Origin of the sequence: Caenimonas koreensis DSM 17982 (assembly GCF_009646335.1) — a bacterium.
Classification (GTDB): domain Bacteria; phylum Pseudomonadota; class Gammaproteobacteria; order Burkholderiales; family Burkholderiaceae_C; genus Ramlibacter; species Ramlibacter koreensis.
In genome coordinates this window covers 70688-95679 of sequence record NZ_WJBU01000006.1, presented here as the reverse complement: position 1 = coordinate 95679, position 24992 = coordinate 70688, and the positions used below count along the sequence as shown (strand labels likewise).

Below are 24992 nucleotides of genomic sequence, written 5' to 3'. Positions count from 1 at the left end.
CCGCTACTGCTTGCGTTGCACAAACAGGCTGCGCCTGGCGTCCTCAGGATTGGCAAATACGACGACACCCCCCTTCACCTGGCCCATCACCAGCATGTTGGGCGTCACAGCGTCCTTGCTCTGGACGGAGAATGGCTTGTCGTAGGTGGACACCACGCCGTAGAAGACTCGCTGCTGGTTCTCCAGCGACGCCTTGATCGAAGGGCCATCGAGGTTGCCGTTCTTGATGCTGAACAAGGCGAACACCAGCAAGTAGGTGGCGTCATAGGCCTGCGCGCCCGCCATCGGCACGGGCAGACGGGAGCCAAACTTGCGCCGGTACGCTGCGAGGAAAGCCGCACGCCGCTCGTTCGTGGGTTGCGCGATGAAGGTCTGGACCATCAGCGTGCCTTCTGCGTCTGGGCCGGCCGCTTTCAGGAAATTGGGGAAAGAGAGCGTCCACGGCCCGGCGATCGGCACCTGCCATTTGGCGGCGGCACGGCTCTTGGCGATGACGGCATTTTCGGGACCGACTGTGTACGCAACGATCACGTTAGCGCCTGCAGCTCTCGCCTGTTCCATCTGCGGGACCAACGACTGCACACCCAACGGGAATTTTGCGGTGTACACAGGCTTGATTCCGCGTGCACTCAATGCTCGTTCGACATCTGCCTGCCCTGACTGCCCGTAAGGCGTTTCGTCAGCAAAGATCGCGACCTTGGTCAAGCCGCGCTCGAGAATCTGACCCACAAGAAATGGCGCCTTGATCTCTTCGCTAGGGGAGACTCGAAACACATAGCTCTCAGCCGGTGGTACGACTTTGGTCACTGGCGAGCCCGCTGCACACGGCACCAGCAGCGGACTCTTCGCAGCCTGGAAAATCGGGATGGAGGCTATTGCGACTCCTGTGTTGCAAAACCCGATAGTTGCGAACACCTTGTCGCCATTGACGAGTTCTTCGCTCATTTTCTTGCCGACCGCAGGATCGGCCTTGTCGTCCTTGATGACCAACTCGATGCGGCGTCCAAGATAGCCGCCCACCGCGTTGATTTCGTCGAGCGCCAGCTCGACGCCATTGCGCATGGTTTCGCCAAAGTCGGCAGAGCCGCCCGTCATCGGACCGATCAGTCCGAGCTTGAGTGCGGGAGGCGGCGGCAGCGTGGTCACGGCCTGTTGCGCCAGAGCGGCGGTGCAGAACAGTAGCGCAACAGCCGCGTGCGCGATATAGCGGTTGAATCGAAGGCCCTGCAGCAAGACAGAGCGCAGTGAGTTGGTGTGCGTGTTCGTCATGTCCAATTGGTAACACGCAGGCTCCGACAGTTCACCTATACATCGGTCTTTGGCGCAATGCGCAATGTGCGCAAAGCAGGTTCAAGGTCTCGCTGCAGGCGGGGTTCGAGCAGCGGAGGCTTCACGTGGTCAAGCAGGCCGTACAGACTCATGCGGTACTGCTCGATCAGCTCCTGGTATTGACCTGCGAGACCGCCATACCTGTCCAGATTTTCAAAGTGACGTGAAGCAGCAATGACCGAATCTGCCAGTTCACCGGGCTTGCCTTGTGGATCACCCGCTGCAAGCATGACTTTGTGGCACGCAGACAAAAAGCTCTCGCGCACAAGCGCAATTCGATCGCTCACGCAGCGCCGTGCTATGACAAGAATGGCATGGACGCTGTCAGGGACCTGCATGTCAGAGAGCACCACGGCTTCGAGTTCATTGCGCAACGTGACCAGCTGGTCGGGATTCATCCTCGCGAAGACCGACTGGTTAACTGTCGCCGTGGACCTGTTGTAGAGAGCTACGAGGGGAGCAGCCGCCCAGTCCTTCTCCCGCAACGCTGCACTCGCTTCATCCACGAGCTGGCCGACGTCCATGACGGACGCATCATCACCCACTCGCCTGTTGCGCGGCAGGATCACCTGAAATGCACGGCTGGCGAGGTCCCTGGCGCGATCGAGGAGTGAATCACGCACTGGCCGCGCTCGAACTCCTTTGACTGGCACCACTTGTGCCTTGTTGATCTTTCCTTCGCGGCGCCAGTCTTGCAGAGCCGCGTTGCTTGCGGGCGGGGTCGGTCGCTCACTGCGGATGCGAGCCATGGTCGGCGCCTTTCTGTAGTTGCCACTCAGCCGCGAAGCATGAACGGGTCTAGCAGCCGCGGCGCCATGGGGGTGTTCTGCCTGGACGACTGGACCGGCGCCTTGCCCAGGCGGGACTGCCAGTCTTCTGCGGCAGCCACGAACGCCTCCACCAGCGACTCGAAGGACGACGCGGTCTGCGACTCGGCGACAACGTTGCGACACAGGACGATCTCTGCATGCAGCTCATCGATGGCAAGCGTGGCACCTGCTGTCAACGTCCCGAACAGGTTACCTTGCAACAGTTGCGTATAGACAGCTTCGCGCTCGTCTGGCGGCACCGGAGCGAGCACGCTATACAGGTGAATGCCCCCGGAAGCATCGCGCTCGAAGTTCAGCGCCGGCGCCCCGTCAACCGCAAGGCACGCACATCCATTTGCGTCGAAACGCAGTTTGTCCAGACCGAGTGAAAGGCCAAGAGATTGCAGGAGTTGGTCGGTGTCCATCGGGCTCGCCTCTGTAGGGTTGATCTTGGTTTGCTTGCGCAAATCTCGGTGACTCGCAAAGTGAGTAACCCCCCGCTCTTTGAAGTTCCATAGCCCACCATGACGACAAATAGACGGCAGGACGCAGACCTTGGTCTGATGGAATGTTCCACCACGATTCGTACGATGAATCGACCATGCGCCACGACCAATTTACTGTTGATACAGCCTTCCAGGAGCCCGGTACCCGCTCGCGTGCGGACTCGCTCATGACCTGGGGCCATGCAGCGGCATTTGCCGGCAGCCTCACAGGCTTCGCTGGAGGTCTGGCGCTTGTCGCCTGCGGCAGCCTGACGGGGCTGATCGCGGCGCTTCTGGTGATTGGCCCGGTCTGCGGACTTCTTGTGTCGGGCTTTCTTTACTCAGCAGCTTCCTGCGCAGACAAGGCCGCTGGACGCTGTGCATCACGATTGGACTAGGCTGCCGGGCGGCTGATGTGCGCCCGTTGTCATGGCCAGTTCAACTGTGAACGTCGCGCCCCGTCCCGGGCCCTCGCTCTTGACGGTCAGACGCCCACCCATTTCCTTGGCGGCGAGCGCACTGCTATGCAAGCCGAAGCCGTGGCCGTCTTTACGCGTCGTGAAACCGTGCGCGAAGATCCGCTGCAAGTCTTCTTGCGCGATGCCTTCGCCCCGGTCCTGGACAGCGATATACAGGCGCGCTCCTTCCTCGTCAGTCACAACGTATAGCGCCAGTGTGAGTGCGCGATCAGCCAGCGGCATGCTCTCCATCGCCTGCGCCGCGTTGCCGATCAGGTTCACCAGGATCTGCAGAAGGCGCTGTTTGTCCAGCGCCAGTGTCCGCATCGGCTCATAGTTTCGAACTACGTGTGTGCCATAGCGCTGCAGGATTTGCTCGCTCAATTGCAGCGCTTCTTCCAGCAACTCCTGTGGAGCGACTTGTTCCAGCACGCTTGACGGCCCCGCATGCGACTGCTGGGTGGACACGACGTAGGTGATGTGTTCCACACTGCGCGCGAGCCTGTCCAGGTCGCTGAGCATGTTGCTCTGCTCCTGTTTCAAGGCATCCACCAATCCATTGAGGTAGCCCAACAACGCCTTGCCGCGCGGATCGTTTCCCATGAACTGCGGCAAGTCTTGCTGGTGCGCATTCATGAGTTCAACTGCTCGCGCCAAGCCTTCGGCGCGCGACTCGCGAACAGTTCGCCTCATCACGCTCGCCGAGACGTTGACGCTGTTGAGCACATTGCCAACGTTGTGGAGCACGTTATTGGCAATCTCTGCCATTCCCGCGCGTCTGGCTGTGGTCATGAGTTGCGCCTGCGTCTGTTCGAGCTCGCGCGTGCGAGCGGCCACGCGCTGCTCGAGACCCTCATAGAGTTGCGCATTGGCCAGCGAGACAGCAAGCTGGCCTGCAATCAGCATCACCGCATCGAGCCGTTGCGCATTGAATGCGGCGCGGCCGTAGCGATTCTCTAGCAAGAGCATGGCGCGGGTGGTTCCCTGACTGGCAATGGGGGTCGCCAGCACAGAGCACAACGGCACACTGGCAAAGTACGGGTCACGTGCAAACCGATCGTCCAGAAGCGCGTCGTCGACCACCAGCGCCTGCCCTGTGCGCTCGACATACGCAAGCACCGACAGTGGCAACAGCCCCCGTTCGCCAGCTTGCCCAACCGGCATCGACGATTCGCCCGAGCCGGGCGCAAGCATCCACCACTTGCCATCGTCCCATAGCAGCACCAGCACTTTGGTGGCGCCGCTGAGCGATGCGAGCACTTCCGTGACGCGAAAGGCAAGCCGATCGAGACTGGTCTCGGAGCTCAATACTTGCGAGGCCCTCAACACCCCCATGAGATCCAGCGCGTCTGGCGAGACGGTGCTGCTGCCCCCGAGCGAGCGGCTTGCCGGTCGCTCGGCGTGCTGGTGTGCGGGCTGAGCCAGCGGGCGCAGAAACGAATGGGCATGCCGCAACTGTGCGACCTTCAACGTCGCTCCCCACGACTGGTACTGGTCGCACGCATCGCTCAGGAGCATTCTGCCCACATGAGCGAGGCCGTGGGCAAGCTGAAGCATGCCCGCACGCTCCGTAATGACCGCTCGATGCCATGGCCTGTCGCGGTTGGCCGCCTCGACCATCGCCATATCAAACCGCATGGCAGCCTGAGCCAGATTGCCTTCGGCCCAAGCCTTCTCTGCCTCGACAAACCGCACCAGATGCAAATAGTTGTGGGGTTGGTCAGTCGCCCGGTCGGTCAGCCACGCGAGGCACGCCTGCAGTTGCGCCAGCAATGATGGCGCGTCTGCGCGCTCGGGTACTGCCTGCACTTCCCATGCTCGCGCGATCGCGACGAAGAGATGCGCATAGACAGTCATGTAGTAGCCGCCCAGATTGCCCAGGTGTGCCATTCCGCGGTCAGCGCACAAGCTGAACTGGGTTGCGTCGCCCATGATCAGGGCGAACATTGCGCGGCATTCGCTCTGTGCATTCTCAATAAAGGGAAACCTGCCCATTCGCGCCAGGAACGCCGCAGAGTCAAATTGCGCATCATCAAAGCTGCCCACCGGCTGTGTTTGTGCGCCGAGCGCGCGCAGCGTTTGCCGCAATGGCATGTGCAGCGCCGCTGCGTGGACATTGCCCGTTCGCTGACACAACGCAATTCCTTCATCCAGCTCGGCCAGGGTGACATCTATCGTTGGGGCCATTTCCACCAGCACTGTGAACAGCACGAGGTGGACGTAGCAGGCAAACGAAGGGTCGCCAATGGCCTGTGCTTCTTCGTAGGCGCGAGCGAGCGGCGGCAACACATGCTCCAGTGGCTCAAACCAATGGCCGCCGTAGGTAGAAAACACAAATCGCGCTTCGACTGCCTGCGCCTGGTAACCGAGGGCCGCACCCACCACCATCACGTGACGCGAGATGTTGTACGCGGCGCGATAGTCTTTTCGCAGGCTGATCAACATGCCGCCCATTCGCCCGAGGCAGCTGACCAGCTCAGGACAAGGCCCATGGTCTGACCACAGGCGCTTGCACTCCAGCAGTGACCACACCACGGCGTCCGTGTCGAATCGCACCAGGGCCGATCGTATGGTTCTGCCGAGCAGCTTGGCGATAGCGAGCAGGCGCGGATCGGTGATTTGTTGTCGCGTCGAATGATCGATCTGGCTATCCTGCGCGATCCACTCATTGAGCGCGCCCAGCTGCTGCGCGGTGGTGTCGTCGACATAGCCTGCAGGCGCGTGCACGCCCAGCTGCCGCAAGAGGTCCAGGCCCAGCTGCATCGCATCGCCCGCACGCCCACGCATCTCGACGCTGCGCATTTGCAGGCAGGTCGGCTCAACGAGGTCCAGCGGGTCCGTCGCACGCGCCAGCATGGCGCTATAGAGCGGGTCGGATTCATCAAGTCGGCCCAGGCAGTACAGCGCCGCGTGGCGCTGCACGTCCACCGCATCGCGCAACGCGATATCGGCCGGCTCGCCAAGTGAGGCCAGCGCTACACCTGCCGTTGCCAGGTAGCACTCCGCTTGCGAATAGAGCGCCATGTGCGCCATCTTGAGGGCGACCTCATAGAGCAAACGCGCGACCAGCCGCTGCTCCGATGGCTCGACCAGCGTGTCCGCACACTCCATGTACTGCAGTGCCGCCGCCGCTTCACGCCGGGGTGCCTGCACGAGGCGGCGCGCCAGCTCCAGATGCAGCAGCTTGCGGTGCCGCTCGCCCATCGCGCTTCGCACGGCCTGCTGCACCCGGTCATGGCGAAACCGCATGACATCGGGCGCCCCGGCCGGCTCGACGACCAGCAAGCCGTCTTCCAGTGGCGCGGCAAGTCGATGACGCACCATGTCCTCGCTCAGCCCCGTGGCCACGGCGAGCAAGTCAACTGCCGCTTCGTTGCCGATGCAGGTCATGCGCTCCAGAATGTCACGCGATGCGCGCGGCAAGCGTTCAATTCGTGCGGCCAACAGATCCACGACATTGCCGCGACCGACATAGCGCCTGATTGCTTCAGAGTCCCACGACCATCCCTGCTCTTGCAACCGCAACAGGCCGTCCCGCCGCAACGAGTTGATCATCTCGACAGTGTCAAAAGGATTGCCACCGGTCAACTCCCGGACCGCGTCCGCAAACTCGCGCGCGGATTCTGGCTTCTGTCTGAGCATGCGCGCCGCCAGCTCGGTCATGGCATCAGGGCTGAGGCTGGCCAGCGCCACCTCGCGTGCGGGTTGCGCCGCCTGCCGCAACCTGCCAAGAACAGCTGTCAACGGATGACTCGCATCCAGCTCCTCGGCGCGGTAGGTGCCGACCAGCAACAGGCCTCGAAGCGCCGTGTCGCCGGTCAGCCGCTCGAATGTCGCCAGGGTTTGCGCACTGGCCCACTGAAGATCGTCCACGACCAGCACCAAAGGTTTTTGGTGGGAAACGACTGCAGCGAGCAGGTCAATCGTCGCCTCATGCAGTTGCAACTCGGCTTGTCGGGGATCGAGCTGCCGGACATCCGGATGCGAGCCCAGCAGCAGCTCGAATTCGGGAAGCAATCGTGTGATGAGGTCCGCGTTGCTGCCCAGGCGCTCGACGATGCGCTGTCGTTGCAATGCCGCCTCCTGCCTTGGCTGTGCCAACAGCAATCGCCCCAGCGCGCGCAGGGCCTGTGTCATCGCACCAGCCGTCATGCGTGCGGTCTGGTACTGGTCGGACTTGCCGTAAACGAACCAGCCGCCCGCAGCGGCTACTTCCGGGCGGAGTTCGTTGACCAGCGCGCTCTTGCCCACACCGGCTGCGCCCGCAATGAGCACCGCACGCCGCGATGTCTCGCCCGCTTCGGTCAAGGCCTGTCGCAGCACGGCAAGTTCTACGTCGCGACCCACCGTCTGCGCGGGCGCTCCAAGGCGCGCCGGAAAGTCGCGCTGCGCGAGCTCGAAGAGCCCGTCACCCGGGCCGTCCAGTTCGACGCGCAGGCGCTGCAGGTCGTGCAACAGGCCTTCGGCGCTCTGGTAGCGGTCTTCAGGCGTTTTCGCGAGCAGCCGCAGGATGATCGCCGACAGCCCCGCCGGAACGCTCGCATTGACTTGTGACGGCACCTGCGGCTCGCGCACGAGGTGGTCATGCACGATCTGGAGCGTGTCATTCGACTCGAATGGCGGCCGGCCCGTCGCCATCTCGTAGAGGGTGGCGCCAAACGAATACATATCGGCGCGCTGGTCGACGGCGCGGCCCGTGCGGCCAGTCTGCTCAGGGGCAAGATAGGCCAGCGTTCCTACGATGCCAGCTGGTTGCTCGCTGTCGTCATCCTGGTCGACCAGCCTGGCGAGGTCGAAGTCGATCAGCACTGGCTCACCCGTACTGGACAACAGGATGTTGGAGGGGTTGATGTCGCAGTGAATGACTCCTGCGAGATGCATCGCCGCGATGGTGCCAGCCAGAGGGCAAGCCATCGACAGGAGTGTGCGGCACGCAACAGGACCCGCCAGCAACAGTTGCGAGAGCGGGACCCCATCGCAGTCGACCACTGCTACTGCCCCAGCAGGCTGGGGACCGGCGACCAGGCGCGCGACCCCACTGGTCGACGCGAGGCGGGACAGAATGCTCTTCTCATGGTGCAGCCGCCGCGGCGCTTCCACCCCCAGTGGCTCCTTGAGGACAATGCTTGCGAGCCCGTCTCGTTGGCGTACGACGCGGGTCGTTGCACTTTCATGAAGCACATCGACCCGGCTTTCTTCACGGTGGCCGGGCAGCGGAACTGTTGAACCCCTCATCCGTCGCGCTCCTGTTGATGAGCAGCCATTTTGAGGTCAAGACCCGCCGGCACGCTGTCACTTACCCGCGAGCAGTCAACACTGGTGAACGGTAGTCGCCAGGCGCGGTTGGCAGCCGGAGCACAAAGCTTGCACCGGTTCCTGGCCCATCGCTGTGCACCTGCAAGCTGCCGTCCATCTCGTGGGCAGCGATCGCACAGCTGTGCAGGCCAAAGCCGTGACCTTCTGTCTTGGTGGTGAAGCCATGCGTAAAGACTTTGGGCAAGTCATCGGCCCGTATCCCGCACCCGGTGTCGCGCACAGTCACAAAGATGGAGTTCCCGTCCGCCCTGACCTGCACGTAAATGCTGCGCTCGCCTGTCACATCGTCCATGGCCTGGCGCGCGTTCTCAAGCAGGTTGACCAGGATCTGCATGACGCGAGTCTTGTCCAGTGTCGCGACCTCGACGTCCTCGTAGTCACGGTGTACTTCAACGCCGTGCCGCACGTTGGATGCCTCCTGAATATGCAAGGCGTCGTCCACGAGCTCGCTGATTCGCGCCTGCTCAAGCAGCCTTCGCGAGCCGGCATAGGACTGCTGCATGGCGACCACGTTCTTGATGTGATCGATGCTGCGCGCTAGGCGACTCACCTCTATCAGCAGCTGCTCCCGCTCGAACCCGAGCGCATGTGCCAGCTCGCGCAGGTAGCCGGGCAGGACACGTCCGTTGCCCCCAGGGCCAAAGAACGTGACCAGGTTGTCCGCCTGTTCATCGAGCAAGCGCGCCAGCTTGTTCAGGCGCCCCGCAGGCGACTGCCTGATCTGCGTCTCGATGACATGCGCCGAGACATTCACGCTCGTGAGCACATTGCCTACGTTGTGCAGCACGTTGGTCGCGATCTGGGCCATGCCGGCGCGCCGGGCTTCGGCAAGCAGCCGCGAATGCGCCTCGCGCAGCTGTTGCGTCTGGTCGCTGACCTTGCGCTCCAGTCGCTCATAGAGCAGGGCGTTCTCAAGCGAGACGGCGAGCTGCCCTGCGATCATCGTCACCGCATCAAGCCGGGCCACGCTGAATGCACCCCTGCTCGCCTGGTTTTCGAGCATCAGCATCGCGCGCGTCGCGCCTTTGTGGAAGATAGGCACGACCATCGTCGAGCAGCGCTCCATCCCCTGGAAGTAGGGGTCGTGCGAGAAGCGGTTATCAGTTGTTGCATCGGCCAGCAGGAGGAGTTCGTCGGTGCGATGCGCGTAGCGAAGCGCCGACAACGGCACACGGTGGGCGGCCGCATCGACTCTGACGGGCTCGGTGTGACCGTCTTCAGCGGGCAGCACCCAATCGTCAACATCGTCGTCCCATAGCGCCAGCACAACTTTGGTGGCGCCTGCAACGCTGCCCAGCACTTCCTCGACGCGCTCGCGAAGTCGCGCAGGGTTTCTCTCGGAGCTCAGCGCTTGCGACGCGCGCAGCACGGCGAGTGTGTCCAGAGAATCGGCGCCGGCGTGTCTTACGGCGGCGCCGATCGTGACCACTGGCATACCGGTTTCGGCAGCCAACTGCGCCGCTTTGGCGGTAGCACCCCAAGCGGCGTACGACTCGTGCGCTTCTGCAAGAAGTTCATTGCCGTACCGGGCTCGCGAACGCGAGCAATGAAAGCGCCCGGCGCGCTCGAGGATGATGGCGCGATGCCATGGCCGCATGACGCCTCTGGCACAGCTCACCGCATCGTCAAAATAGCCTGCTGCCAGCGGAATGTCGCCTGCCGCCCATGCACGTTCGGCGAGCAAGTGCATATACAGGTGCCTGAAGTTGGACGGGGCATCGGTCGAGCGCATTCCCATCCAGCCAAGCGACCTGTCGAAATCGATGAGTTTTGCCGCGTTCGGCGCAACGCCGCCCATGGACGCCTCCTGGATTTCTCGTGCAATGCCCAAGGCAACCAGCCAGTGTGCCCAGGCTGCTGGATAGAAGCACTGCTGCGCCATGAGCGACAGCGCTGTCCTGGCGTGCTCACAAAGTGCCGAGGTGTCGCCGAAGATCGCCGCGGCAAGACCGCGATGCACGTGATATCCGGCCATGGCCATGGGCATGGATGCGTTGTCCGCGAGGTATCGCGTCTCGCTGAATTCAGCATCTTCAAAGTGACCCGGCCCGGCAGTTTCACCACGCAGGCAGCGCAACAACTGTCGCGTCACGCCCAACATCGTGGCCAGCTGCCGCAGGTCGCCACGCCTTGCAAGATCAAGCCCCCCCTGAACTTCCTGTGCGCAGACCTCAAGCGTCGCTGCAGACTCAAAAACGTCAACCGCCGAGATGAAGTGACTCACGGACGCCGCCTGCACATCGCCCAACCGCAGCAGGCCTTCCCGGGCGCGAATGGCATGTTCGAGCCCTTGCTCGAGCGGCGCGAACCAGTGCAGGCAGCCAAGAGCAAGCATCTGCCGGCACTGCAAACTGGCACGCTCCCACTCCTTGGCCTCGCAGAAGGCAACCAGGCGGCTGCAAGCCTGATAGCTCAAACGCCAGTCGGCGGCCGGACCGGTCAGCTGACCCGCGAGACAAAGCGTCACCGCCAGGCCCGGGTTCGGGCCCATGCGCTCCCAAAGAGAAACGCTCTCATTCACAAGCCAGCCGGCGACATGGGTGCGTGCGTAAAACGACGTGGGCACGAGCTGCACAAACATGTTTGCGGCCGCAAGAGCGGCTGGATCGGTGGCTGGCGCCCGTGCCAGCTCACCAGCCGCGTCAAACTCACGAACCCAGCGCTGCAGGCTCTCGATACAGACCAGTGCATCCAGGCCAGCATCAGAATGCGCCGCGACGTGAGGGTCTGGCGGCTCGAATCCGAGACGCTGCAGAAATTGCAGGCCATGAGTCACGGCTTGACCAGTGCGGCCCCGGCTGTGCAGGCTGGAGACCTGCGCGCAGGCGGAATCCGACATGATCAAGGGGCCAGGTTGACGCAGCTCGATTCGCGCATAGGCCTCATCTGCTTCGTCAAGCTGCCCCAGCCTGCACAGTGTCAAGTGCTGGTCAATCTCGCATGCCAGCCGCAGCGCGGGCACGCCAGCGCCCCCCGCCGCCGCACGATCAAGAAGGGCCAAGGCGGCCTTCAGCATCTGGTTGGCATTTGCGCTGTCGCCTTGCGCTACAGACTGCAAGGCCACTTCGTGCATCAAGGCGGCTGCAGCGCCGCATTCACGCGCATCCGCAACTGCAGACGCGGCCAGCAGGTACTGGCTCGCAGCTTCTGCCCGGAATGCACCAGCCGCACTCAAGTTACGGGCGAAGCCGAGATGCATCTTCAGGCGTACAGCCCCGTCCAGGCCGCTATAGGCCGCGCGTCGCGTGGGCTCATGCAGGCGCAATTGCGCGGGCGGTCCAGGGTCTTGCAAGAGCACGCGCTCTTTCGCCAGCCGCGTGCAGCGCGCCTGCAGGTCGCGCGGATCCATCGCCGTCGCTATCGCAGCTTCCTGCTCAGTCACATCCAGGCGAAGGCACGAGAGCGACTCGAGCAATTCGCGCAGCCCCCGGGGCAGCCGCGCGACCCGCGCGCGCAGCACGTCCATCACCGCGGCGCCCTCAACATGGCGCTCAAGTTCATCCACGTTCCATCGCCACCCCGTGGCGTTAGGCGAGAGCACTCCATCGCGGCGCAGTGCATTGATCAAGGCAACCGTGTCCCGTGGATTGCCACCCGCATGGCCCGCCAGCGCGGCCGCAAGGCGAAACGACTCCGCCTGCGGCAGGCGCAGCATATCGGCAATCATGTCCGCAACCGCGTGTTCACCAAGGTTGGCGAGATTGATCTCCATCGCCGGCAAGCCCGCGCTACGCCATCGCTCCACAGCTGAAGCAACGCAGTGCTCCGCATTGACTTCGTCGGAGCGCCAGGTTCCCACAAGCACCACACCGGTTGGACTGTCATCGTGCATGGCAGCCTCGATGAACTGGAGGACACCTGGATGAGCCCACTGGAGGTCTTCAAGAACCATCACCAGCGGACGATCCGCGGATGCGACAACTCCCAGCAAGCGCAGCGCCAGCGATTGCAGCGCAGGCGAGGCCATGTCGGCGTCTGCTGCGACCGGTCCGGTCGCATCGCCCAGCAACAACTTGAATTGAGGGATGGCGGCACCGAGAGTGCCAGCATGTTTGCCCAACGCGGCAGCGAAGCCTTGCCGCAGCTGCTCAAGCCGCGCATGCGGTTCGGTCAGCAGCGAGCTGCCCAGTGCACCGAGCGCCTCGGTCAGCGCTCCCAGGCCCGGCACACCCCGGGGATCGCTGCGGCCCGAGACGAACCAGCCACTGAGTGCGGTAGCGAGCGCCCGCAGTTCTTCCACAAGAGCCGTCTTGCCCACACCGGCTGGTCCGCTGACCAGCACAACGCTGCACTTTCCGTCCGACGCGGCCTGGAATCCTGCGCAGAGCTGGTCGAACTCCTTGTGTCGACCCACGGGATGAACTGGCGCGCGCAACTGGCTTGGAAAATCATGCTCGCCCAACGGGAAGACATCAGTACGGCTGCGCAGCAGCGCCCGCCGGACACGCTGCAAGTCATGCGAGAGTCCTTCTGCGCTTTGATAACGACGCCCCGGGTCTTTCTCGAGCAGCCTCATGATGATGTCGGAGAGCACCGTTGGAAGCTCGGGACGCAGCACCACCGGCGGGACAGGCGCATGAGTCAGCTGCTGATGGATCATGCGCAGCGGGTCCTTGTCCTCGAATGGCTTGCGGCTGGCTGCCCATTCGTAGAACACCGCGCCGAGCGCATAGAGGTCTGAACGCTGATCGGCTGTGTGGCTCGTGCGGCCGGTGAGCTCCGGCGCCACGGTCGCGGCCCCGTGCGCGTCGCGCAGGACGCGATGTTCGTGCCAGACGCCCCTGGCGGCCTGGAGCATCCGATCGACGAGCGCAATCAATGAAGGATTCATCGATGAGCCCGATGAGGCGAGAGCGCGTTGCTCAGGTGCTCGAAAGTAGCGGGTATGGCGTCGATGAGCACTTCGCTTCGGTATGAGAGTCACTCGGAAGTTCGACGCTAGCACGCACATGCAACCGCCACCAGCGCCACCGCCCACCCCTATACCGAAGCATAGGAGCGCACGTCCTTGTCACTTCGGCAGTGGCGTTGGAAGCGTGAAGTAGACGGTGGTGCCCTGGTCCGGGCGCGAGTCAGCCCAGATTCGGCCGCCGTGTCGCTCCACGATGCGCCCGACACTCACGAGGCCTACTCCGCCTCCTGGGAAGTCAGCCGAGTCGTGCAGTCGCTGGAACTGGCGGAACAGGTTTCCCGCATTTGCTGCGTCGAAGCCGCAGCCGGAATCGCGAACAAAGAAGACAGCTTCGCCCGTCGGTCCCATGTTCGAGCCGACTGTGATGGCTGCTGCACTCTCCCGTCCAGTGAACTTCCATGCGTTGTCGAGCAATTCGCGAAACGCCGTTCTTACCAGCGCACGGTCGCCTGAGGCACGAAGGCCGTCCTGGACACTGGTTGACACATTGCGGCCCGGATGCCTGTCGCGCAGGTCGGCCATCAATTCGGACACGATGCGCGTCAAGTCGAGCGATTCGCGTGACATGTCTGCGGTGGCAATCGACGACAGCGACAGGACGCCGTCTATCAGCTGCTCTCCGCTGCGTGCGCCGCTTCGCAGTTGTTCCAGGTATTGCGCTACCTTGTCGCCGCGATGGCCGCGCAGCTCCTGCGACAGGAGCGCGCTGAGCGCGCCGATCGAAATGAGCGGCGTACGCAGACTTTGCGAGACACTTTTGGCGACGATCTCCAGCTCATGGTTGCGCCGGCGCAACTCCGTTGCCACATCCTGGACTTCGTGCAGGAGCCGCTCAAGATGTGCAAGATGGGTCGCGGCCTGGTCAGTCAGCCGGCGCTTTGCAACCAGTGCGCGCGCCAGTTGCGTCACCTCGATCGGGTCGAAGGGCTTCTTCAGAACGAGGAGGCGGTCCGGTGCCCCAAGACGCCCCAGCGCCTGCTCCAGCGGGTTGTCTGAATACGCAGTGCAAATGACTACTTGCAGCTGGTCATCTTCGCGCCAGAGTTCCTCGATAGTTCGCACACCGTCCCAGCCTGCAGGCATGCGCATGTCAACAAATGCCAGCGCGTAAGGACGCCCCTCGACGGCCGCAGCCCTCAGCAGTCGCAGACCCTCTTCGCCGCTCGACGCACAGTCAAGCTCAAATGTCGATCGCGGCGCTGAGGTAGCGCCAAAAAGTACACCTTCGGCTTCATCAAGGGAAACAGAACTGCGCGACGGTGCCAGCACCTTGCGAAAGTCTTCGTGGATCGACGGCATGTCGTCGATCAGCAAGATGCGGTTGAAAAGCTTAGTCATCACGGGGTCCACAAGCAGTTATAACAATTTAGCCTTTCGTGAGACACAACGGCCAGCCCAGCGCACCCTATACAAACAGGTGAGGTACGCGGGTATCGATACTAAAGTCTTGGCCCAATACCTTGTCTGCTTCGCCTCGCATGCCCAAAATGGACCAACAGGGAGTGAACCCGGGGGCACGCAAGGCAGTTCAAGCGGTGAGCCCGCCGTTCATTGGCGGACGTGGTGAATGGTCAGTTGTTTTCCGTGCCAGCATCCGGATCGTGTCCGGATCGCGCAATCCATTGCTGCGGTCCAGGAGTCCACGAGCACCGCAGCACTCATCGCAAGCATGATGGCGCTTGGCCTTGTTGCGCAATTGCAGCAAGGCTTTGGCTTTACGGCGCTCGCATGGCAAATCGTGATGGGCACCTTTGCCTGCGTGACCCTTGCCGGCCCGACGCGCGTGCGCCGGCTTGCCCCACCCACCAGCGTCTCGCCCAGGCAAATCCGGATCTGGACGATCTGCGCCGCGATTGTCGGCTCGTGCTGGGCGCTCGGCATGCTCGGTTGGGCACTGCATGCCCCACAACAACTGGTGCTGGTGGCTATTGCCGTATCCGTGACATACACGGTGCACGCAGTCGCCAGCTGCTTTTTTGCTCCGGTCGCGGTGCTTGCGTTCGCGGCACCGTTGCTGGCGGCTGCGACCGCGGCCGCACTCCTGACACTCGATGGATCCGTGCGGCAGATCACCCTGGTGCTGATCGCAATACATGCATGGGCCGCCATGCGGCTGCTCATGAAGAACTGGACGCGCTTTGCGCAGTTGATCGATCGGGAGGTCGATCGCGGCCGGTTGTCATCGATGTTGCACGAGCAAAAGGAAATCGCCGAGCGTGCAGTGCACCTCAAGACGCGTTTCCTGGCGTCTGCAAGCCACGACCTGCGCCAGCCAATGCACGCAATTTCCCTGTACCTCGATGGCCTGGCTGAGTTGGATCTACCTGAGAACATCCGGCCCGTGATCAACGACGCACGCGTGTGCGCGCACGACATGAACGACATGTTCCGTTCGCTGCTCGACATGTCGCGCCTGGACGCCCAGCAGGCCGTACCGACGCTAAGTACCTTCAGCATTGGCCCTGTAATGTCGCGTGTCGAAAAAGAGTTCTCGCCGCTCGCGAGTTCGCGTGGAGTCCGGCTCAAAGTCCGCCCTTGCACAGATCACGTCTACAGCGATCCGGTGATGGTGGAGCGCATTGCACTCAACTTCGTGAGCAATGCTGTGCGGCACACCACCAGCGGCCGGATTCTGGTCGCTTGCCGCGTACGCGGGCGGTCTTTGCGCCTGGCGGTCTACGACACGGGCCGCGGCATCCCACAATCTGAGCAGCAGGCGATCTTCGAAGAGTTTCGCCAGCTCGATGCACCTCAGACGCGCGACCCGTCGGGCGGCGGTCTCGGGCTGGGTCTGGCTATTGTGCGGCGCCTCGCGCAGGCGCTCAGGCTGCCGGTCACCGTGCGCTCGACACCGGGCCGCGGTTCGATGTTTGCCGTTGATCTGCCCTTGGTGCATGTCTCGCGCGCCGGGCCGCAACCACTCTCTGCCACATCGCGGCTTGCCGGACGGCTGGTCGTCATCGTCGATGACGAACCCTCTATCCTTCTTGCTGCAACCTTCATACTACAGACGGCGGGCTGTACCGTGATCAGCGCGAGATCAAGCGACGAAGCGATGAAGTCCCTGACAGGCAGCGTCCGCGTGCCCGACTTCATCATTTGCGACTACGAATTGCACGACAGCCACAACGGCGCCGATGTGATCCGCATGCTGCGCGAAGAATTCAACCACGACATTCCGGCCCTGCTGGTCACGGGCAACACCGCCGGTGGCGAGGCCGGCGAGTCGGCCATGGAACTTGGCATCAAGGTGCTGCACAAACCCTTGGAAGCCTCGGTGTTGAAGCAATCTCTTGAGGAACTTTTAGCTAACGAAGGAGCCATGAAATGAACAAGACCGTATTGGTAGTGGACGACCATCCGCTGTTTCGCCGGGCCCTCGTTGGCCTGGTCCAGGAGTCGCCAGCGTGCGGCGAAGTCCTAGCGGCGTCCAGCGCCGAGGAAGGCCTGCAGAGGCTGCGCGAGTCGAAGGTGGATCTCATCTTGCTGGACCTGGGGTTGCCAGGTGCTGCCGGGGTGGACGCGATCAGCCTGTTCCGGCGCACATCCAACGCCAACATCGTGGTTGTTTCAGCGTCGGAGCACCGGCAGGAAATCGCTGCCGCGACCAAGGCTGGCGCCATCGCCGTTGTGTCCAAGAGCGTGTCAATGGAAACCCTCAAGGACGTCGTGCATCGCGCCTTGACCGACACACTGCCTGAGCAGAAATGGATACGCCCGGTCGGCTCCCTGGTTCTTGGCGATGGTGTCGGCCGCACCCTCACCGTGCGGCAGCAGGAAATTGCCACGCTCCTGATGGAAGGGCATTCCAACAAGGAAATCGGCATGCGCCTTTCGCTGGCCGAAATCACTGTCAAGACTCACCTGACGGCCATCTTCCGCCTGCTCGGCGTCGTCAACCGGACCCAGGCCGTCGTGGCGATCCGCAGACTGGGCATCGACTACAGCGCCGGGACGTCGGTCGCACACGACTCGCACCCTGCCTGAGCCGCGGGCGCCTGCGCCGCCGCCCGGACGGCGCGGTGAGACAATTGCGGCCATGAGCGCCGTCTGGATCGAACCTGAAGTCACCCCGCTTGCAAAAGAACGCAAGATCGAGCGCGAGTCGCACAAGCTCGAAAAGCGCCTGTGCCGCCTGATGGGCCAGGCCATCGTCGACTTCAACATGATCGAAGAAGGCGACAAGGTCATGGTGTGCGTCTCGGGCGGCAAGGACAGCTACGGCATGCTGGACATCCTGCTGAAGATGCAGCAGCGCGCGCCCATCGACTTCGAGATCGTTGCCGTCAACCTCGACCAGAAACAGCCGGGCTTTCCCGAACACATCCTGCCCGAGTACCTCGCCAAGCTCGGCGTGAAGTTCCACATCGAAAACCAGGACACCTATTCAATCGTCAAGGACAAGATCGCTCCCGGCAAGACGATGTGCAGCCTGTGCTCGCGCTTGCGTCGCGGCATCCTCTACCGTGTTGCCGATGAGCTGGGCGCCACCAAGATCGCGCTCGGCCACCATCGCGACGACATCCTGCAGACGTTCTTCCTGAACATGTTCTTCGGCGGCAAGCTCAAGGGCATGCCGGCCAAACTCGTCAGCGACGACGGCAAGCACGTGGTGATCCGCCCGCTGGCTTATGTCACCGAAAAGGATCTCGCCCGCTGGGCCGACGAGAAAAAATTCCCGATCATCCCGTGCACGCTTTGCGGCAGCCAGGAGAACCTGCAGCGCAAACAGGTGGCGGCCATGCTGCATGAATGGGAGCGCAAGCATCCCGGCCGGGTTGAATCAATGTTCACGGCCTTGCAAAACGTGGTGCCGTCCCACCTTGCCGATGGAACGCTCTTCGATTTCAAGGGTCTGACTGCAGATGGTGTGGCCAACGATGACGGCGACAAGGCGTTCGATCCGCTCGAATTTCCTGCTTCCCCCACGCTGCCAGGCCTGCAAATCGTCAAGATCTGAACGCGGGGCACGTCGGCCTCGCACACCGGGGTACGCGTCATGAAGCAGTTTTCGTTTCCATCGGTCGGGGCTGTGGCGCTTGTTGCGGCCTTGCTGTCCGGCTGCGCCACCAGCATCACAGTCGACAGCCAGGTCCAGGCCTTCTCCAGCCTCACGGCTGTCCCAGCGCCTGCAACCTACAAATTTGACCGCCTGCCGTCCATGCAGGAGCCCGGCCAGGCCCGGGTCGAAGCGATGGCGGACCCGGCGCTGCACAAGGCCGGGTTCCGGCGCGACGACGCGGCGGCTCGCTACGCGATCCAGGTCACGGGCCGCGTGCAAAGGATTGTGTCGCCGTGGGCCGACCCATGGGCGGGCCCGATGTTCGGCGGCTTCGGTTGGGCACACCGCCGCGGCGGGCGTTTCGGCTTCGGCATGGACGTCGAATCGCCCTGGTATCACCGCGAGGCTGCGGTCATCGTGCGCGAGGCGGCAGGCAACAAGGTGGTATTCGAATCGCACGCCGTTCATGACGGCCCGTGGATGGACAACACCATGGTGTTCCCGGCCATGTTCGAGGCCGCGCTGGCGGGGTTCCCGCAGCCGCCTGCCGGCGCGCGGCGGGTGGACATCACCATCGCGCCAGCCCAATCCCAGTGAGCCATTGACTGAGCCGTTCACAGTTGGGAACGCTTTCAGCTCGCTAATCGCCCCGCGCCTTCCTAGAATGAGGGCTTGGAACCCACCCGCATCATTGCCGTTCGCCATGGCGAAACAGCCTGGAACGTCGACTCGCGCATCCAGGGCCAGACCGACATCAGCTTGAACGACACGGGCCGCTGGCAAGCCAGGCGCGTCGGTGCAGCACTTGCCGGCGAGCCCATCACCGCCGTTTATTCCAGCGACCTTGGCCGTGCCCACCAGACAGCGGCGCAGATTGCCGAAGTCGCAAAAATCCCCGTCGTGGCCCACGAAGGCCTGCGCGAACGCTGCTTCGGCATGTTCGAAGGCAAGACCTTCGACGAGATTCACCAGACCTGGCCCGATCACGCGCACAGCTGGCGCAAACGCGTTCCCGAGTGGGAGCCGCCCGAGGGCGGTGAGTCGCTGCTCGCGTTGCGCGAGCGCGTGTCGCGCACGATGCACGAGCTGGCGTCACGCCACCCTGGCGAGCAGATCGTCGTGGTGGCCCATGGCGGCGTGCTCGATGCGCTCTACCGCATAGCAACGGGCCAGGAAGTCAATTCACCGCGCACATGGGAGCTTCCCAATGGCGCAATCAACCGCCTGCTCTGGACACCAGACGGTTTTACGCTCGTTGGCTGGTCCGATACCCAACACCTCGACGATGAAGCTGCCGACGAAAACACCAGTTTCTGAAACGTTGCTCGCCCTTGTGGGCCGCAGCGTCAACGACATCGACACGCCGGCGCTTGTGGTGGACATCGACGCCATGACTCGCAACATCGCGCGCATGGCCGAATTCGCCCGCAAGCACAACGTGCGCTGGCGGCCCCACGCGAAGATGCACAAGAGCTCTGCGCTGGCCCGTCTGCAAATGCAGGCGGGCGCGATCGGCGTCTGCGTGCAGAAAACGTCTGAAGCCGAAGCGATGGTGGCCGGCGGCGTCAATGACATCTACATCAGCAACGAAGTCATCGCGCCGTCCAAGCTCGCGCGAGTGGCGGCGCTGGCCCACATGGTCAGCGCGGAAGGCTGCAAGCTGGCCATCGCCGTGGACAGCCTGGAAGGCGTGGAGCGACTTGCTGCCGCAATGAGCGTCGCGCGCTCGCAGCACACGGGCAACAGCGCCGTCATCGACGTCTTTGTCGAGCTCGATGTCGGCCAGGGGCGCTGCGGCCTGCCACCAGGCCCTGCTGCCGTCGCGCTCGTCCATGAAATCCGCAAGCACCCTGCCCTGCGCTTCGCGGGCCTGCAGGCGTACCACGGCAAGGCGCAGCACCTTCGCACGCCCAAGGAGCGGCGCGACACGATCGCTGTGGTCGTTGAAGACGTTCTGCACACGCGCAAGCTGATCGAGACCGAAGGCGTGCCCGTCGAATTGATCACCGGCGCCGGCACGGGCAGCATGGTGTGCGAAGCCGCGAGCGGCCTCTACGGTGAGTTGCAGGCAGGCTCGTTCATGTTCATGGACGCCGACTATGCGGCCAACGAGCGCGACCCCGCCCAGCCGCAGTTCGAACATGCGCTGTTCGTCAAGACACAGGTCATGAGCTCACACCTGACGCACGCCGTCTGCGATGCGGGCCACAAGAGCCACGCTATCGACTCGGGCATGCCGCGCGTGGTCGCGTTCGACCCGGACGCAGAGCTGGACTACAGCAACGGTGGCGACGAACACGGCATCCTGCGGCCGGCGGGTGGCAGCCAGCGGGTGCCGTCGATTGGCCGATTCCTGTGGCTCATCCCCGGCCACTGCGATCCGACGGTCAACCTCTACGACGTGATGATCGGTGTGACAGGCGGCTTGAAAAACGGCGTCGTCGACAAAATCATCAGGGTTGACGCCAGAGGCGCCGCAACCTGAGAGCGCGACAATCGCTCGCATGAGCCCGAGCCAGATCATCGTCCTCGCGACGCCCGTTTTCTTCGGGCTGATCGCCATCGAACTCGCGGTCGGCTACAAGCGACAGCGCAACACCTACCGGCTCAACGATGCGATGAACAGCATCGGCCTGGGCATGCTGAGTCAGGTGAGCGCCGTGTTCACGCGCCTGTTCCGCGTCACGATCTACGCGTGGATCTACAGCCTGGTGGCGCTGTGGCACAACGAATCGTTCTGGCTCTCGTGGTACGGATGGCTGCTCGCGCTGGTGTTCTACGACTTCTGCTACTACTGGCTGCATCGCGCGGGCCACGAGTCGGCGCTGTTCTGGGCGGCGCATGTCGTGCATCACCAGAGCCAGGACTACAACCTCTCCACAGCGCTGCGGCAAACCAGCTCGGGTGCGTTGTTCGGCTGGATCTTTTATGTGCCGATGGCGCTGGCCGGCGTGCCGCCATTGGTATTCGGCGTGGTGGCCCTTGTCGATTTGCTCTACCAGTTCTGGGTGCACACCGAGCACGTCGGCAAGCTCGGATGGTTCGACCGCTGGTTCTGCTCGCCCTCGAACCATCGTGTGCATCACGCGGTGAACGACGGCTATCTTGATCGCAACTACGGCGGCGTGCTGATCATCTGGGACCGCCTCTTCGGCAGCTTCAAGGAAGAAGGCGAGCAATGTGTGTACGGCACGCGCAGCCCGCTCAACAGCTGGGACCCGCTGTGGTCCAACGGCGAAGTCTATTGGGCGCTCGCCAAAGACTCGTGGCACGCGCGCAGCTGGAAAGACAAGCTGCTCGTCTGGTTCAAGCCGCCTGGCTGGCGCCCTGCCGATGTCGCGGCGCGCTTTCCGAAAGACCCGTTCGACATCAACAAGGTCGAACGATTTCATCCGCCAGTTGAAAAATCCGTCGCGTGGTTCGGCGCCGTGCAGTTCGCCCTCGTGCTGGGTGGCGTCGCCGCCTTCTTGTGGAATGCCGACACGATGCCGCTGTCGCAATCGTCGGTGTGGCTTGCCGTACTCACGGCCTCGTTGTGGGCGATCGGCGGCGTGATGCAGGGGCGCCTCACGGTGATGGAAGTTTTGCTGGTCGAGGCGTGCGCACTCGCGGCAGCGACAGGCGCGGAAAATCTCGTCGAACTGCACCGCGTCTTCAAGCCGCTCGCGATGCTGCTTGCCGTCGCATGCGTCAATGAGAGGCTGCAAATGTTGAAGTCAGGCGGGCGATTCGCCTGGCTGCTAGTCGCAGGCCTGGTGTTCTCGCTCATTGGCGATTGCTTCCTGATGTTCCCGGGCTATTTCATCCCTGGCCTTGTCGCGTTTCTCACCGCGCACATGTTCTACATCGCGCTGTTCCGCCAGGGCATGCCGTGGTTTCCGAGCAAGCGTGCGTTGGCGATCACGCTGGGCTTCGGCGCGGCGATGTATGCGTTTCTGTACAACGGCCTCAACCCCGTGCTGAAGATCGCAGTCGCCGCCTATGTCATCGTGATCGCGTTGATGGCCGCACAGGCGATTGGTCGCGCAACGGTGCTGCGCGACAAGCAATCAGTCGCAGTCGCCATCGGTGCGTGCTTTTTCATGCTGAGCGATTCGCTGCTGGCAACCAACCGGTTTGCGATGCAGTTCCCGATGGCGCAGTTCTTCGTGCTGGCGACGTACTACGTTGCGCAGGTGTTGATCGCGTCGAATTCATCGCTTGGTGCTGTCGTTGCGGGCTCTGTTAAAGCTTCCAACCTTGCGCCGGTTGGTGGACAAAGCCGGCAGTTGATGTAGCTGCTCTAGCTTGTCGCGTTCTGGGAGGGGGCGCGGCCTCCATTTCTTTCGGGGGTGGGCTGCAGTAGAGCGATCAACAACTCAGTCCGCGAACAACTCACCCGCGTTCTTGGGCGGCACCACACCCAGGTGACGATAGGCAGCAGCCGTAGCAATACGCCCGCGCGGCGTACGCTGCAGGAACCCCTGCTGAATCAGGTACGGCTCGATCACGTCTTCGATCGTGTCACGCTCCTCACCGATGCTCGCTGCAATATTGTCGAGACCCACCGGCCCGCCGTCAAAACGATGCACCACCGCTTCGAGCAACTTGCGGTCCATCACGTCGAAGCCCTGCGGATCGACATCGAGCATCGCGAGCGCCTTGTGCGCGATGTCTTGCGAAATATGGCCCGTGCCCTTCACGTCGGCATAGTCGCGCACACGGCGCAGCAGACGGTTCGCAATACGCGGCGTGCCGCGCGAACGGCGCGCGATCTCGAAACCGCCCTCTTCATCCATCGGCGCATTGAGCAGCTTCGCGCTGCGCCGCACGATATGGGCGAGCTCTTCAGTGGAATAAAACTCCAGCCGCGCGACGATGCCGAAACGGTCTCGCAACGGGTTCGTCAACATGCCTGCACGCGTGGTGGCACCGACGAGCGTGAACGGCTGCAAGTCGAGCTTGATCGAGCGTGCGGCCGGGCCCTCGCCGATCATGATGTCGATCTGGTAGTCCTCCAGCGCGGGATACAGGATTTCTTCGACGACGGGCGACAAGCGATGAATCTCGTCGATGAAGAGCACGTCGTTCTTCTCAAGGTTCGTGAGCAGCGCCGCCAGGTCCTTCGGTTTTTCCAGCACGGGGCCGGAAGTCTGGCGCATGTTCACGCCCAGCTCGTGCGCAATGATGTGCGACAGCGTTGTCTTGCCCAGCCCAGGCGGGCCAAATAACAGCACATGGTCCATCGCCTCGCTGCGCTTTCTGGCAGCGCCGATGAAAATTTCAAGCTGCTCTCGAATCTTGGGCTGGCCGACATACTCGTGCAGCAGCTTGGGGCGCAACGCGCGCTCAATCGCCTCTTCGTTCGGCGAAGCAGGCGCTGCCGACACCACCCTGTTGGGCGGCGGCATGTCGAAGTCGTCGGTCTTGATCGTCATCGCAGAGCTTATTTCGCCAACGCCTTCAGCGCGTACTTGATGCCTTCACTCACGCCGATGTCTTTGGGCAGTGACTTCAGTGAGAGCTGCGCTTCCTTGTCGCTGTAGCCCAGCGCAACGAGCGCCTGCAGGATGTCGGTCTGCGCATCACTGGTCGCCGCATTCGATGCGTTGCCCAAGTCGGCGCCGAACTTGCCCTTGAGTTCGAGCAGCAGCCGCTCGGCCGTCTTCTTGCCGATGCCGGGCACCTTCACGAGCCGGCCTGCATCCTGCGCTGTCACAGCCTGCGCAATATCGCCAACGCTCATGCCCGACAACACCGACAGCGCCGTGCGCGGCCCCACACCCGAAATCTTGATGAGCAAGCGGAAAGCTTCGCGCTCGGCACTGCTGCCAAAGCCATAAAGAATCTGCGCGTCTTCACGCACCACAAAATGCGTGAGCAGGCTAACTTTGTCGCCAACCGCCGGCAGGTTGTAGAACGTGCTCATCGGCACATCGACTTCATAGCCAACGCCGTGGCAGTCCACCAGCACCTGCGGCGGGTTCTTCTCGGCGAGCACGCCAGTCAATCGTCCAATCACGCGGGCAATCCAGTCAGGGGTTCACAAGGCCGCGGCGGGCCGCTTCGAGCGCGGCTTCCGCGCGCGAAGACACATTGAGCTTGCGGTAAATCTGCTTGATGTAGTCGGCAATCGTGTGACGTGACAAGCCGAACTGCTGCGCGATCTCGGGCAGGGTGTAGCCCTTGGCCACGCGTTGCAGCACTTCGGTTTCGCGGTCCGTCAGGCGCACGACTTCCTCGATCTGCTGCGACAGCTGCACGCGGCGCTGGCCGGCTCCGGCGAAGTGGCCGAGCACGCGCCGCGCGATGGGCGGCGACAACGGCGGCTCGCCCTGCGTCATGCGGATCAGCTGCGCAACGAGCGTGTCCTGCGGCTGCTCCTTGAGCAGATAGCCAAAGGCGCCAGCCTGAAGCGCGGGGAAGAGGTGGTCGTCGTCGTCGTAGATCGTCACGACCACCGGCAGGGCCATCGGCTGGTGCTGGCGCAGCGCGCCGACCACATCGATGCCGCTGCCGTCGGGCAGGCCCAGGTCAATCAGGGCGAGGTCAAATGCTGCTTGCCGGATAGCGCCCAGCGCTTCATCGCGCCTGGCAACCGACGTGACACGCAGCTCGGGGAAGGCTGCGCGTGCCGTGTCACCAAGCCATACCCGTATTTCCGGCAGGTCCTCGACGATCAGTGCACTTTGCATGGCTTCG

The 24992-nt window shown here is 63.0% G+C and carries 17 protein-coding genes; 8 read left to right on the top strand and 9 right to left on the bottom strand.

The genetic code is table 11. From position 1 onward, the window contains the following. Positions 1-3 precede the first annotated feature (3 nt). From GHT07_RS07180 to GHT07_RS07170, 3 genes are all read right to left on the bottom strand, one after another. Positions 4-1269, bottom strand: a complete 1266-nt coding sequence (locus GHT07_RS07180; RefSeq protein ID WP_153584396.1) for an ABC transporter substrate-binding protein — start codon at positions 1267-1269, stop codon at positions 4-6. Positions 1270-1304: 35 nt separating this feature from the next. Next, entirely contained in the window at positions 1305-1952 is a 648-nt protein-coding gene (locus GHT07_RS07175) for a hypothetical protein (protein WP_153584395.1), read from the bottom strand. A 152-nt stretch (positions 1953-2104) separates the two neighbouring features. Further along, complete coding sequence (locus tag GHT07_RS07170; RefSeq protein WP_153584394.1) at positions 2105-2563, bottom strand: type III secretion system chaperone; 459 nt, start codon at positions 2561-2563, stop codon at positions 2105-2107. Between the two features lie 143 nt (positions 2564-2706). On the opposite strand from GHT07_RS07170, the gene GHT07_RS07165 reads away from it, so the two are divergent. Then, positions 2707-3021, top strand: a complete 315-nt coding sequence (locus tag GHT07_RS07165; RefSeq protein WP_153584393.1) for a hypothetical protein — start codon at positions 2707-2709, stop codon at positions 3019-3021. On the opposite strand, the gene GHT07_RS07160 is transcribed toward GHT07_RS07165, so the two are convergent. The 3 genes from GHT07_RS07160 to GHT07_RS07150 form a co-directional block, all read right to left on the bottom strand. Then, entirely contained in the window at positions 3007-8316 is a 5310-nt protein-coding gene (locus GHT07_RS07160) for a trifunctional serine/threonine-protein kinase/ATP-binding protein/sensor histidine kinase (protein WP_153584392.1), read from the bottom strand. The genes GHT07_RS07165 and GHT07_RS07160 overlap by 15 nt on opposite strands. Positions 8317-8377: 61 nt before the next feature. Continuing rightward, positions 8378-13228: a trifunctional serine/threonine-protein kinase/ATP-binding protein/sensor histidine kinase gene (locus tag GHT07_RS07155; protein WP_194792865.1), complete on the bottom strand. Its 4851-nt coding sequence runs from the start codon at positions 13226-13228 to the stop codon at positions 8378-8380. Between the two features lie 180 nt (positions 13229-13408). Then, positions 13409-14647, bottom strand: coding sequence for an ATP-binding protein (locus GHT07_RS07150; protein ID WP_153584390.1), 1239 nt, complete (start codon positions 14645-14647; stop codon positions 13409-13411). Between the two features lie 331 nt (positions 14648-14978). On the opposite strand from GHT07_RS07150, the gene GHT07_RS07145 reads away from it, so the two are divergent. The 7 genes from GHT07_RS07145 to GHT07_RS07115 all read left to right on the top strand — a co-directional run bounded on the left by GHT07_RS07145 (position 14979) and on the right by GHT07_RS07115 (position 22588). Further along, positions 14979-16640 (top strand): ATP-binding response regulator, encoded by a 1662-nt coding sequence (locus tag GHT07_RS07145; RefSeq protein ID WP_194792864.1) that lies wholly within the window; start codon positions 14979-14981, stop codon positions 16638-16640. Then, entirely contained in the window at positions 16637-17296 is a 660-nt protein-coding gene (locus GHT07_RS07140) for a response regulator transcription factor (RefSeq protein WP_153584388.1), read from the top strand. Before GHT07_RS07145 ends, GHT07_RS07140 begins: the two co-directional genes overlap by 4 nt. Before the next feature lie 52 nt (positions 17297-17348). Beyond that, positions 17349-18269 carry a tRNA 2-thiocytidine(32) synthetase TtcA gene (ttcA, locus tag GHT07_RS07135; RefSeq protein WP_153584387.1) on the top strand — a complete coding sequence of 307 codons (921 nt, stop codon included), beginning with the start codon at positions 17349-17351 and terminating at the stop codon, positions 18267-18269. Between the two features lie 39 nt (positions 18270-18308). Continuing rightward, positions 18309-18908, top strand: a complete 600-nt coding sequence (locus GHT07_RS07130) for a DUF4136 domain-containing protein (RefSeq protein ID WP_153584386.1) — start codon at positions 18309-18311, stop codon at positions 18906-18908. 75 nt (positions 18909-18983) lie between these two features. Further along, the gene (locus GHT07_RS07125) at positions 18984-19628 is read left to right on the top strand and encodes a histidine phosphatase family protein (protein ID WP_153584385.1); all 645 of its coding nucleotides are present in this window, start codon (positions 18984-18986) and stop codon (positions 19626-19628) included. Next, positions 19597-20796, top strand: coding sequence for a DSD1 family PLP-dependent enzyme (locus tag GHT07_RS07120; RefSeq protein WP_153584384.1), 1200 nt, complete (start codon positions 19597-19599; stop codon positions 20794-20796). The genes GHT07_RS07125 and GHT07_RS07120 overlap by 32 nt, the downstream gene beginning before the upstream one ends. Before the next feature lie 19 nt (positions 20797-20815). Continuing rightward, complete coding sequence (locus tag GHT07_RS07115; RefSeq protein ID WP_153584383.1) at positions 20816-22588, top strand: lysoplasmalogenase family protein; 1773 nt, start codon at positions 20816-20818, stop codon at positions 22586-22588. Between the two features lie 81 nt (positions 22589-22669). Here GHT07_RS07115 and ruvB read toward each other — a convergent pair whose 3' ends face one another. From ruvB to GHT07_RS07100, 3 genes are read right to left on the bottom strand one after another with little or no spacing between them, the layout of a single operon-like run. Beyond that, complete coding sequence (gene ruvB, locus GHT07_RS07110; protein WP_153584382.1) at positions 22670-23728, bottom strand: Holliday junction branch migration DNA helicase RuvB; 1059 nt, start codon at positions 23726-23728, stop codon at positions 22670-22672. A gap of 8 nt (positions 23729-23736) precedes the next feature. Beyond that, positions 23737-24312 carry a Holliday junction branch migration protein RuvA gene (ruvA, locus tag GHT07_RS07105; RefSeq protein WP_323740830.1) on the bottom strand — a complete coding sequence of 192 codons (576 nt, stop codon included), beginning with the start codon at positions 24310-24312 and terminating at the stop codon, positions 23737-23739. 13 nt (positions 24313-24325) lie between these two features. After that, a complete protein-coding gene (locus GHT07_RS07100) occupies positions 24326-24985 on the bottom strand; it encodes a response regulator (RefSeq protein WP_153584381.1) in 660 nt (219 codons plus the stop codon). Between the last annotated feature and the right edge of the window lie 7 nt (positions 24986-24992).